Genomic DNA, 13125 nt, shown 5'->3' on the forward strand with positions numbered 1-13125 from the left:
CTAAGTCGCCTCCTCCGCGGGTACCAGGAACACGAAAGTGCTCCCAGAACTCTTCAATCCAGGATCGTTGATATTCAAGAACGCCGAGCGATTCGCTCGGCGTTCTTTTCGTTTACTGATTCACCAAGACTGCTGATTCAACAGGACTGAGTCAACCACCTTCCCGATTTGGCGTTGATCACAACACGTAAACAACATTTGAAGTGTTGATCTACGGGCTCTGTGATCCACGGCAACACAAATCCGCTCCAAATCACCAGTCAGACCCGTTCGCCGAAAGCATTTTCAATGCTGGTCGTGCCCGAGATGCTCACTTTCATGACTCCATAGACTGCTCGCCACGAGACTGAACCTACAAACCAATCTGAAAGAAGCCCTATTGCGCACCTTCCACACTCTCCATGGCAGCGGGAATCTTCTTTTTACCACTGCATAGACAACTCATTACGATGACGTCTGCGAAACCAATTCATGGGCAAGATGTCAAAAAAATCAAACTTCTTGAGCAAGTCGTGAAAAGTGAAACCTTGACTGTCGACCTGCGTCTCTGTACTCTATGTGCCCAGCTTATCCCAAGTTGGTTATTCCATTTGCAATCACTTATCGCCTAAACTGTGAACCTACGAAACACTGAAATTTTCTGTGATATCGTGACCCACGGCAGCTTCTCGAAGGCCGCCGTGGCGAGGCAGGTTTCGCAACCTGCGATCAGTCAAGCATTGCAGCAATTGGAGGAACACCTTGGAGTTGACCTGATTGACAGGTCTCAAAGACCGATTCAGTTGACCTCTGCAGGTGAAATTTACTTCAAACGCTGCCAAAAGTGGTTGCGGGACTATCAGGACATTGAAGACAGCGTCCAGAAAAATAGTGGGCGACTGTCGGGACGTGTTCGAGTGGCATCGATCTATTCTGTCGGGTTGTTACAGATGTCCGATTACGTGAGTCGCTTCCGGAGCGAATTTCCTGAAGTTGATCTCACCTTGGGCTACGCTCAACCTGATGACGTGTACAGCAAAGTCTTACGAGACGAAATCGATTTAGGGATCGTCTCGTTTCCGAGGGATGGTGGAGAGGTTGGCTGTATTCCCTGGCAGAATCAGGAAATGGTTCTGGCTGTTGGGAACACCAACAAACTGGCAGATCTCGACTCGATTCCAATCGCCGGATTGGCTGGTCAGAACCTCGTTGCTTTCTCGAACGACTTGATGATTCGTCGTAAAACAGAGAAACTTCTTAAGAAGTCAAACGTCAACGTGAACGTCGTTCATGAGTTCGACAATCTTGAGACGGTCAAGCGAGCTGTCGAGATCGATTTAGGAGTGGCTATTCTGCCACTTGCGACTCTACGAAGAGAAATGGAATTTCGGACACTGAAAGCGATTCCTTTCTTAGATTGTGATTTTGTTCGCCCACTCGGGATTGTTCATAAACGTCACAAACATTTGTCTCGTGCTGCGGAAAAGTTTGTGGAGATTCTTCTCGAAGACTTACCGCCCGACGAGGCCATTTCCAAAACAGCGCCTGCATTCAGCAGTGCGATGTCATAGTTTCCAGTTATTGCGACCCTGAACTGGCACAACGAAGTGCTTGAGATCTCATCGGGGAGACTTCCCTGACGAGTAAGCGTCCGAAGGACCGGACCGGGTGTACTCTTATTGAGCGTCCGCAAAAAAAGAAACACGACGATGAGCGTCCGCACAGAGTGCGGTCACGACGAGTAAACCTCATCATAGAGAATATTATTGCGTAGAAACGATTTAGATTTATTGTGAGACCGTCAGACTTTGTCGGTTTCGAACAGAAGGAATTGAATACGATGGCCACAGATCTCCCCCGCGGACTCACTCGCTTCCCTGAAGCCCAGGGACTGTACGATCCTGACAACGAACACGATTCGTGTGGCGTCGGATTTGTCGCGCATATCAAAGGGGAGCCGTCACATCAGATCATTCTGGATGCAGATCGTATTTTACGTCACATGACGCACCGTGGCGCCTGCGGTTGCGAAGAGAACACTGGTGACGGAGCAGGGATGCTGGTCGGGCTGCCGCACAAATTTCTCCGCAAAGTTGCCAAGCAGGAATTGGGAATTGAGCTTCCAGAGCCGGGCAAATACGGAGCCGGTATCATCTTTCTGCCGAAGGATGACGCTGCACGTGCTGAATTCAAGAAAACCGTTGAAGGGTTAATTACGGAACAAGGCCAGAAACTTCTGGGGTGGCGCGATGTCCCTCAACGGCCTGATCTCGCCAATATTGGCCCTTCAGCAGTCGAAGCTGAACCTTGCATGGAAATGCTGCTCGTTGGAGCTGCAGAAGGGGTCGATCAGGAAACACTCGAACGGCAGCTGTTTATCATTCGAAAAATGGCCAGCCACCGCATCCGTGAATCGAGCCACCCACATGCACTTGAATTCTATTCGTGCACGCTCTCAACGAAGGTCATTGTCTACAAAGGGATGCTGACTCCCGACCAAATGCTCCGGTACTTTGAAGATCTCTCTGATGAAGATTTCGAATCGCATCTGGCGATGGTCCACAGCCGATTCAGTACCAATACGTTTCCTTCCTGGGATCGCGCACAGCCGTTGCGGTTCATGGCACATAATGGCGAAATCAATACCGTCAAAGGAAACAGTAACTGGATGAACGCTCGTCAGGGAGCGATGACGTCGAAGGAATTCGGCGACGACCTGAAGAAGCTTTTCCCAGTGATTGAGAAGCATTGCAGCGACTCCGGTAACTTCGACAATGCAATGGAATTTTTATATCAATCAGGCAGATCGCTCCAAGAAGTGGCCATGATGATGATTCCGGAAGCATGGCAAAATCATCACGAGATGAGCGAAGAGAAGCATGCTTTCTACGAGTATTTCTCGACCATGCAAGAACCTTGGGACGGACCTGCAAGTGTCTCCTTTACGGATGGTCATTTTATCGGAGCCTGCCTCGACCGGAATGGTCTCCGCCCAAGCCGATACTACGTCACTCATGACGACAAAGTCATCATGGCCAGTGAAGTCGGCGTGTTGGATATTGAACCGGACAATGTAAAGAGCAAAGGTCGTTTGCAGCCAGGCAAGATGTTTCTCGTCGACTTCGCGCAAGGTCGATTGATTCCAGATGAAGAGCTTAAGCACGATGTTGCCAGTCGGCGGCCTTATGGAAAATGGATTCAGAAGCAACGCGTCGAACTGAGTGAACTTGTCGACGAGTGGCAAAGACAGGATGGGAAACGAGAACGCGTTTCCGAGGACCGCTTGCTGAAGCAAATGCAGTCGTTCGGCTACACGACCGAAACAATGCAGTTCATGCTGCTTCCGATGCTCAACCAGCGAAAAGATCCCATCTATTCAATGGGGGACGATACTTCGCTGGCATGTTTGTCTGATCAGCCACGCCTCCTTTACGATTACTTCAAGCAACTCTTTGCACAGGTCACCAACCCGCCAATCGATTCGATTCGCGAAGAAGTGATTATGTCGCTGGAATGCTACATCGGTCCTGAAGGAAATCTTCTCGACACGACGGAAGAGCAAGCACATCGATTGCGAGTCCCGCATCCGATCTTGACTGACAAAGAAACTGCAGCGATCAAATCTTTGGATGGCTATCGTGGTTGGAAGTCTCGCACAATCGATACGACCTGGGAGAAATCTGAAGGAACATCTGGACTGCTCCCGGCGATTCAGAGAATTTGCCGTGAAGTCGAAGAAGCAATTGCAGCTGGAGACGATTTGGTCGTGCTCTCGGATCGTGGATGCAGTCCGACGAGAGTCCCGATCAGTTCGCTCCTCGTGACAGGAGCAGTCCACCATCACCTGGTTCGCAAAGAACTTCGGACTCGAATCGGCTTGGTCATCGAATCTGGCGAAGCTCGAGAGGTGCATCACTTCTGCCTGCTGACAGGTTATGGGGCTGACGCCATCAATCCATATTTAGCTTTCGAGGCCATCCAGGACGCCAAGGATCACGGTCACCTCAATGACAACTACGACGAAAAGAAAATCGTCCGCACCTACCGAAAAGCTGTGTACAAAGGAATGCTCAAAGTCATGGGCAAAATGGGCATCTCGACGTTGGCGTCGTACAAAGGTGCACAGATCTTCGAAGCGTTAGGACTCGATGAAGATGTCATCAATCTTTGCTTCCGTGGAACAGCAAGTCGCATTAAGGGTGTGAACTTTGAGATTCTCGCTGAAGAACATCTTCGCCGTCATGAACTCGGATTCCCGACTCGGAACGAAAGCAAACAACTGCCGGTTCTTCCAAATATGGGACTCGTCAACTGGCGACACGGTGGCGAGCAACATGCCTGGAACCCGCTTTCGATTGCAGAAATCCAACAAGCTGCCCGTGCTGGAGACTCTGATGCCTACATGCGGTTTGCATCACTGATCGATGAAAGCGACAAGCGGCAGGGGACGTTGCGTGGTCTCTTGCGATTCAAGCCGGGGACTCCGGTTCCGATTGAAGAAGTCGAACCTGCCAGTGAAATCGTAAAACGATTCTGCAGTGGAGCAATGAGCTACGGTTCAATTTCTGCTGAAGCTCACGAGACGATGGCCATTGCCATGAATCGTCTGCAGGCCAAAAGCAATACTGGTGAAGGAGGCGAAGACGAAGCCCGCTTCACTCCGATGCCTAACGGAGATAGCAAACGGTCCGCGATTAAACAGGTCGCATCAGGACGGTTTGGGGTCACCTCATGGTATTTGACCAACGCCGACGAACTCCAGATTAAAGTTGCACAAGGTGCCAAGCCTGGAGAAGGGGGAGAGCTCCCGGGATTCAAAGTCGATAAAATTATCGCTGCGACGCGGAACTCCACGCCCGGTGTCGGACTCATCAGTCCACCACCACACCACGACATCTACTCGATCGAAGATTTGGCACAACTGATCTTTGACCTGAAAAACGCGAACCCGACTGCACGTGTCAGCGTGAAGCTGGTTTCTGAAGTGGGTGTTGGAACAATTGCAGCTGGTGTTGCCAAGGGCCATGCCGATAAAATTCTGATCTCTGGCGACGGTGGCGGCACAGGAGCTTCACCACTCACGTCGATCAAACATGCAGGCCTCCCCTGGGAACTCGGAATTGCCGAGACGCACCAGACGCTCGTCATGAACGACTTGCGAAGCCGAGTCGTGTTAGAAACCGACGGCCAGATCAAAACTGGTCGCGATGTGGCGATCGCCTGCTTACTCGGAGCAGAAGAGTTTGGCCTCGCGACAGCTCCACTCATCACACTCGGTTGCGTGATGATGCGGAAGTGTCACCTCAACACGTGTCCAGTCGGGGTGGCGACACAAGATCCGGAACTGCGAGCGAAGTTCTCCGGTCAGCCTGACCATGTCGTGAACTATCTCTTCATGGTTGCGGAACATTGCCGCGAAGTGATGGCAGAACTTGGATTCCGAACGATCAACGAAATGGTCGGTCGTGCCGATATGCTCGAAGTGAATCCAGAGATTGACCACTGGAAAGCGAAGCATCTGGACCTCTCGTTGATTCTGACCAAGGTTCAAAGTCCATATAAAAACGCAGGCACACATTGCCAACGTTCGCAAAATCATGGACTCGAAGAGACTCTCGATCAGTCCATGCTGATTCCGAAATGTATTGAAGCAATCAAGAAAGGTGAGAAGATTCACCTCGATGTTGATATTCAAAACATCGATCGTGCCTTCGCAACTTCGCTCAGCCATGAAGTTTCCAAGCACTGGAAGTCCAAAGGCTTGCCGGAAGACACAATCCACATCACCTGTCGCGGCTCAGCTGGTCAATCTGTTGCAGCCTGGGCGACACGTGGTGTTACTGTTGAAGTCATCGGTGATGGAAACGACTACTGCGGCAAAGGCCTATCTGGTGGAAAGTTAATCGTCTATCCGCCAAAAGAGAGCACTTTCAAAGCCGAAGAGAACATCCTCATCGGAAACGTTGCAATGTACGGAGCGACTTCAGGAGAAGCTTACTTCCGAGGCATCGCTGCTGAACGGTTCTGTGTGCGGAACTCTGGTGCAACGGCTGTTGTTGAAGGGGTTGGCGACCATGGTTGTGAATACATGACCGGTGGCCGTGCCATTATCCTTGGTGAAACGGGGCGAAACTTTGCAGCTGGAATGTCCGGCGGAATTGCCTACGTTTACGATCCTCAAAACCGGCTGCTCGGAAACTGTAATCTTGAACTTGTCGACCTTGAGAAGGTCGAAGATCCGAATGAGATTGCAGAGCTCAAAGAGACCATCAAGAAGCATCAGAACTACACTGGCTCGACGCGGGCAGCTGAAATTCTCGACAACTGGGATACGAGCCTCGGACAGATCGTACGTGTCATGCCACGCGACTACAAACGTGCGTTGGAAGAACTGAACAATGCACAAAAGGCTACCAACCAGGCGACAGTGAACTAATTCGCCAGAACGAATTTTGAACAAGGGATGTCAGTTCAGTGAATCACTACGATTCCAGAGATCATGATCATGGATCTCAATGTCCCAATGCAAATATCAATTCAATCGAAATCAACACGTGCTTAGTAAAGAGAACCTATGGGTAAGCCTACCGGATTCAAAGAATACGCTCGTCAAACTTCCGTTGAACGATCTCCCAAAGAGAGAATCAAAGACTGGAAAGAGTTCTCCAAACCTCTTGAATTGCAGATCCTGAAACAACAGGGTGCTCGCTGCATGGATTGTGGAATTCCGTTTTGCCATACCGGCGACATGATCGCGGGGATGGCTGCCGGGTGTCCATTGCACAACTTGATTCCTGAGTGGAATGATCTGGTCTACCACAATGACTGGAAAGAGGCTCTGGATCGGCTGCATAAGACGAACAACTTCCCGGAATTCACTGGGCGAGTTTGTCCGGCTCCCTGCGAAGGTTCATGTACACTCGGAATCAACGAGCCACCAGTCGCAATCAAAACTATCGAACGAAGCATTATTGATCGTGGCTTCGAAGAAGATTGGATTAAACCGAATCCACCTTCTCGCCGCACCGGAAAGAAGGTCGCCATCGTCGGTTCCGGACCTGCAGGGCTTGCAGCGGCTGCGCAGCTGAATAGTGCCGGACACCTCTGCACCGTGTATGAACGGTCCGACCGCATCGGCGGCTTGCTTATGTACGGAATTCCGAACATGAAGCTGGAGAAGTGGATTATCGAACGGCGAATTGACCTTCTCAAAAAAGAAGGCGTCAATTTTGTTGTTGAAACTGAAATCGGAAAAGATCTTCATTCAAAAGAGTTGATGGACCAGTTCGACGCCGTCATTCTCGCAACTGGATCAACAGTTCCGAACGATTTCTTTGCAAAAACACCTGGACGCGAATTGAATGGAATCCACTTCGCGATGGAGTTCTTACACAAGAACACAAAAAGCTTGCTCGACTCCGACCTCACTGATGGAAACTATATCTCGGCGAAAGACAAAAATGTCGTCGTCATTGGTGGTGGAGATACAGGGAATGATTGCCTGGGAACAAGCTTGCGTCATGGCTGTAAGAGCCTCGTAAACTTCGAGATCGTTCCACAATCCCCGAACGAACGTGCTTCGAATAACCCTTGGCCTCAATGGCCGAAAATTTTCCGGACCGATTACGGGCATGCAGAAGCTGCTGCAACCTTTGATTACTCTCAGGACGCAAACAAGACTCTGCACGACGATCCGCGAGAGTATGCGATTCAATCAGCGGAATTCATCGGAGATGAAAACGGAAACCTGAAAGCGATTCGCACACAACAAGTCGACTGGTCCGATCCCTCCTCTGGAGGACCATTTAGTGTGGTCGATGGAACTGAAAAAGAGTGGCCTGCAGACCTTTGCTTCCTGGCTCTCGGCTTCCGCGGTCCAGAGCAAGTCATCGCCGAGCAACTTGGTATCAAGACCGACATTCGAAGTAATTACGAAGCTGAGTATGGGAAATACCAGACGAGCATCGAAGGTGTTTTCGCTGCGGGTGACTGCCGACGGGGACAAAGTCTGATCGTCTGGGCCATCAACGAAGGTCGTGAAGCGGCCAGAGAGTGCGATAAATATCTCATGGGTATTACAAACTTACCATGAGATAGAGCATCTTTCGGATTGGTGTTCAGGTTCTGCCTCGTGGCGAACAGCTATCTCATTCGAGAAACGCGTTCTCTACGGGCACAGGGTAGAGCAATCTGCTCTAGAACACGTTGAGCACGCCTGAACGGGGATTTGTTTCACGGTTCACTTAAAGTGAGTCGCGATTCCAGATAGCATTTGACCAGAAAGTCCATACTTTTTTCTGGTCGGTGCTTGTCATGAAATTCTACGTTTCGCTGTTGCTGTTGTTGACCTGTTCTCTCCTCCCGGTGTGCGTCGCCGCTGAAGGCGATCCGCCCAATGTGATTCTCATTTTCGCGGACGATCTTGGTTACGGAGACGTGGGCTGCTTTTCGGAGGAGTCACCATTCAAGACACCACACTTGGACCGAATGGCCGCCGAAGGAGCGAAGCTCACCAGCTTCAATGTGCCGACTCCATATTGTGCCCCATCACGCGGAACGATTTTGACGGGCCGCTATCCATTTCGACATTCTGTTGTTCGTAATCCAGCCCCTGATGCGGGTGTCAATAATTTTGGACTCCCGCAATCAGAAGTGACCATCGCAGAACTTCTCAAAGAGAAAGGCTATGCGACGGCCGCCTATGGAAAGTGGCACCTCGGGCATCAGGAAGAATGGCTTCCTCGCAAGCAGGGCTTCGACGAGTATCTCGGAATTCTCTACTCGAACGACATGTTCCCGGTGCAACTTGTCCACAACGAAAAGGTCGTTGAATACCCCGTGGTGCAAGCGACGCTCACGCAGCGATACACCACGAAGGCAATCGAGTTCATCAAGAAGAATCAAAAGCGACCATTCTTTTTGTATTTGCCACATGCGATGCCGCATAAGCCGTTGGCAGCCTCTGACAACTTCTACACTCCGGAGACTCGCAACAATCTGTATGCGGATGTAATTTCAGAGTTGGATGCTGAGGTTGGCAGGTTATTGTCCGCGATCAAAGAACTTGGAATTGATGAGAAGACACTCGTGATCTTTACTTCGGATAACGGTCCCTGGTTTGGAGGGTCGACCGGTGGTTTGCGAGGAATGAAGTCGAGAACATGGGAAGGAGGACTCCGAGTCCCGATGATTGCCCGCATGCCCGGGACGATCCCCAAGGGTGTCAGTAATGATGCTCCGACTGCGAGTATTGATATCCTGCCCACGATCATGTCGCTCACACAAACAGAACTCCCGGCAGACCTCAAGATCGATGGCAAAAACATCCTCCCACTCTTGCAGGACGCCAATGAGAAAAGTCCTCACGACGCGATCTATGGAATGCAAGGTGTGAATCTGGCGACGATTCGGTCAGGCAAATGGAAGCTGCATGTCCGAAGTCCGGGACGGAAGTTGTTTAGTCGTCTCACGCAACAACAGCTTGAAAACTATATCGATCCTCGCGGTCCCGATGGTGTCATCCTGCTTGCTCCGTACGAGCAGTCTCCTCCGTCGGATCACCCGGGACTTACAACCGGAGACGCTCCCAAAGCGATGATGCTCTTTGACCTTGAGGAAGATCCCGGAGAACAACATGACGTCGCTGCTTCGAATCCGCAGATTGTCAAGGAGTTGACTCAGAAGTTTCGAGCGATGGAAAAGGAGGTTCCAGACTTTCCTGCCCCGAAGAATGACTACCTGTTTCGAGCCCCGAAGAAGGGGGAACCACGCCGACTCATGCGGTTGATCGGAGGGGAGCTCGAGTACGATCGAATTCCTGCAACTCAACAGCACCTGCTGAAAAAGGAGTGACGTCCCAAGCTCGTTTTAGTCGGGTGAAGCAACGAGCATTCAGACCAAACGCCGGACTCAGCGCAGCCGACAGTCAAACTTTCATTTTGAAAACACTCAGCATGCAGTCGGACGATTACATATTCGTCTTCGCATCCATGGCGTCTCCGAGAACCGAATTCAAAGCCTTGTTGAGTACGGGATCGTAGTCGTGGGACTGACAGTAAATCCGAAAGATTAAAAAACTGATCGGCAACGCGCGAAACAAATCATCATCGTTGAGTTCTTGCGAGGTTTTTTGTCCCGGATCATAAAGGTAGTTCTGTCCACCTGCGGGGAGACGTCCGCTGGGACGGTGATAATGTTTCGCAACATCAATTTTCAACGGAACGTCACGGAGATCTTTGGGTAATCGTTCACGAACACGACGCAACACGAGATCCGGTTCGGAGAAAATTGTCATTCGCTCGCCAACGGCACTATGAAAATTCAATGTCCGCTCAACTGCCATCTTCCAGCCAGCTTTTCGAGAAAGAATTGCCTCCCAGGTTTTTCCGAGTCCCAGAATTTCTGGGTCATCCGATTTTGCCCAGCGTTTGACATCAACCAGAAACGACGACTCCGTGAAATTCAGGTAGTCCTCAAGGTGCTCGATTGGATTTCCTTTGAACAAGTGCTTCATTGTTTGAGGAAATATTTCCTCAATCGCAATATCGAGCGCGCGGACAGTGCGGTGAAAGTACACCATTCGAAACAGGTTGGCGCGGGTCTCGATAAAGTGAATCAAAGAAGACAATCCTCGGGCATGAACCGTGAGGCCATCTTTTGAAAAGAAGCTGTAATGAATCAACCGAGATAAATCGAAAGCCTTCGTGTTGAACCCGGTCATGTACGCATCGCGAAGCACGAAGTCCATGTTGTCGACGGTATAAATCCCGGAGAAAAGCGACCGAAGCTTAATGAGCCATTCGGGATGTCCATCAGCTTCAGACTCTTTGGGGCGTCGGATCAACCAGGAGACCTGTTTCGGATCAAGCTCTTCCAATGGTTGCAAACGTCCACTCGGATTGCGACGAATTCCTCGTAAGAGATCACCAAGCTCCTGTTCAATAATCACTCCGCCAATATCTTCATGCGTGACATCGAACTGATCGAGGTAATGATCATCAAAGAAATGTCCGAATGGCCCATGTCCGACATCGTGCAGCAAAGCTGCCATACGGACAAGACTTTCGACATACGCTTTCGAGGGCGTCGATGGGCAAACTTCCTGAAGCGAATCGTACCACTCGGAAATCACGCGTGACGCCAGATGCATTGCTCCCAAAACATGCTGAAAACGCATATGCTCTGCGGAAGGGAAAACCCACCAGGCAGTTTGCAATTGATGGATATGACGCATCCGCTGAACCCAGAGATGGTCGATCACTTCCTGTTCAGAAGTTTCCTCGTTCGGCAAGCCTGTGCGAGAAATAAATGGAATGTACCCATGAATGGGATCGTGTACGAGACTCTCTGAACTAAAATCGCGGGGCATAAATCTCTCCTGGGGATATCTGCCTGCATCGTAGTCGTTCTGGCGGAATCCTCCTACCGAAAATATCAATTCGCGTCCATCGGAATATTGCAGAGTCTTGCAAAGCGATGAATCTCAGTGAATGCGAATTGTGAATCTTTAGAAGGAACCTTTATACTCTCCAATACGTGCAATTCGGATGTAACGACATTCCTCAAGGGCATTCATAGTGACCGACGAACAGTATTTTCTTGGAGTAGACATTGGCGGAACCAGCATCAAGGTCGGTGTTGTTTCAAGTGAAGGCCAAACGATTGCGAAGCTGCAGGCCCCTTCAGTCAAAGAAGGGACCCGCGAAGAAGGTCTGTCCAGTCTTTATTTGACGATGGAGAATGTCGTCAAAAAGAGCGAAGTTGGCTGGGACCGCATCGACGGGATTGGGGTCGCTGCGCCGGGGACAATGGATATTCACACTGGCGTTGTGTTCCATCCGTTTAACTTGCCCGGCTGGGAAAATCTCCCGCTGCGCGATCTCGTTTCCGAACGCTTCAAGAAACCGACGGTCCTGCACAATGACGCCAACGCAGCAGCGTATGGAGAGTGCTGGCAAGGTGCTGCCAAAGACTCAGACAGTTTGATGCTTTGGACCTTAGGAACTGGAATCGGTGGCGGGATTGTCATCAACCGTAAAATTGTCACCGGAGCCCATTCACATGCCGGAGAATGTGGGCACATGATTATTCAGGCAGAGGGTGGCCCATATTCCGAACACGGTATTCACGGATCTCTCGAATTATTCGCGGGAGCGAAAGCACTGGTCCGTCGCTGCAAAGCAGCCCTGGCATCCGGGGCGCGGTCTATCGTTGCTCAGGAGATTGCCAAAGGAGAAGAATTAACGCCGTTGCTCATCGCAAATTGCGCCAACGCTGACGACGATCTGGCGAATCGTCTGATCATGGAAACCGGGCGATATCTTGCCTTGGGAACCATCAATATCATGCACTCGATTAACCCAGACATGATCCTCATTGGTGGAGCCATGACCTTCGGAAAAAATGAAACGGCACTCGGTCGCCGCTTTCTGGAAAACATCCGTGTCGAAGTTCGGAAGCATACATTCCCGATCCCAGCAGAAAAGACTCGAATTGAGTATGCAGCTTTAGGGAAGGATGCCGGGTTCATCGGTGCTGCTGGCTGTATCCTTGCCCATCTTGAGAAGGGAGCATAATGCTCTCTGATGTCGACATCATGATTCGCGTACAGGCTGGCGAAACCAGCTTGTTCACGGAGTTGGTACAACGATATCAGACGAGGCTTCTGCGCTTTGCCCGCAGTAAACTTGTGAACCGGAGTGATGCAGAAGACCTGGTTCAAGAGGCATTTCTAGCTGCTTACCATTCCCGAAATTCGTACTCACCAGCCTTCGAATTCAGCACCTGGATTTGGACCATCACACTCAATCTGGCTCGTCGGGCGAATCTTAAAAGGTCGCGAACAATCCATCGCGAACGTGAATTTTCCAAGCTTAAAGCAATCACAAGCGGACTAGAACAGCCTTTTCATTCGCTCATGGAGGCCGAGCAATCAGAGACTCTCGACCGTTGGCTCTCCATGATTCCGGAACCGCAAGCAGATGCAATTCGCTTGAAATTTTTCGGTGAACTAAAATATTCAGAGATCGCCCTGACAATGGATTGCAGCGAGTCCGGAGCAAAGCGTCGCGTGAAAATGGGGCTTCTCAAACTGGCTGATCTCGCAGATTCAGAGACGAACGATTCTTGATCGAAGCCAACTCTCGC

7 protein-coding genes are annotated in these 13125 nt (G+C 50.6%); 6 read left to right on the plus strand and 1 reads right to left on the minus strand.

Annotation, left to right across the window (positions count from 1 at the left end; all coding sequences use genetic code 11):
• The first annotated feature begins 614 nt into the window (after positions 1–614).
• From Mal48_RS14605 to Mal48_RS14620, 4 genes are all read left to right on the plus strand, one after another.
• On the plus strand, positions 615–1550 hold the full coding sequence (locus tag Mal48_RS14605) for a LysR family transcriptional regulator (protein ID WP_145200904.1): 936 nt from the start codon (positions 615–617) through the stop codon (positions 1548–1550).
• Positions 1551–1819: 269 nt separating this feature from the next.
• Positions 1820–6415, plus strand: coding sequence for a glutamate synthase large subunit (gltB, locus tag Mal48_RS14610; RefSeq protein ID WP_145200907.1), 4596 nt, complete (start codon positions 1820–1822; stop codon positions 6413–6415).
• Positions 6416–6553: 138 nt separating this feature from the next.
• Positions 6554–8071 (plus strand): glutamate synthase subunit beta, encoded by a 1518-nt coding sequence (locus Mal48_RS14615; protein WP_145200910.1) that lies wholly within the window; start codon positions 6554–6556, stop codon positions 8069–8071.
• 221 nt (positions 8072–8292) lie between these two features.
• The gene (locus Mal48_RS14620) at positions 8293–9831 is read left to right on the plus strand and encodes a sulfatase family protein (protein WP_145200913.1); all 1539 of its coding nucleotides are present in this window, start codon (positions 8293–8295) and stop codon (positions 9829–9831) included.
• 115 nt (positions 9832–9946) lie between these two features.
• On the opposite strand, the gene Mal48_RS14625 is transcribed toward Mal48_RS14620, so the two are convergent.
• Entirely contained in the window at positions 9947–11347 is a 1401-nt protein-coding gene (locus Mal48_RS14625; protein WP_145200916.1) for an HD domain-containing protein, read from the minus strand.
• Between the two features lie 208 nt (positions 11348–11555).
• Between Mal48_RS14625 and Mal48_RS14630 the strand changes: the two genes are divergently transcribed.
• Complete coding sequence (locus Mal48_RS14630; RefSeq protein WP_197441720.1) at positions 11556–12554, plus strand: ROK family protein; 999 nt, start codon at positions 11556–11558, stop codon at positions 12552–12554.
• The gene (locus Mal48_RS14635) at positions 12554–13108 is read left to right on the plus strand and encodes an RNA polymerase sigma factor (protein WP_145200922.1); all 555 of its coding nucleotides are present in this window, start codon (positions 12554–12556) and stop codon (positions 13106–13108) included. Before Mal48_RS14630 ends, Mal48_RS14635 begins: the two co-directional genes overlap by 1 nt.
• The last annotated feature ends 17 nt before the right edge of the window (positions 13109–13125 follow it).

It is taken from the genome of Thalassoglobus polymorphus (genome assembly GCF_007744255.1).
Lineage (GTDB): Bacteria > Planctomycetota > Planctomycetia > Planctomycetales > Planctomycetaceae > Thalassoglobus > Thalassoglobus polymorphus.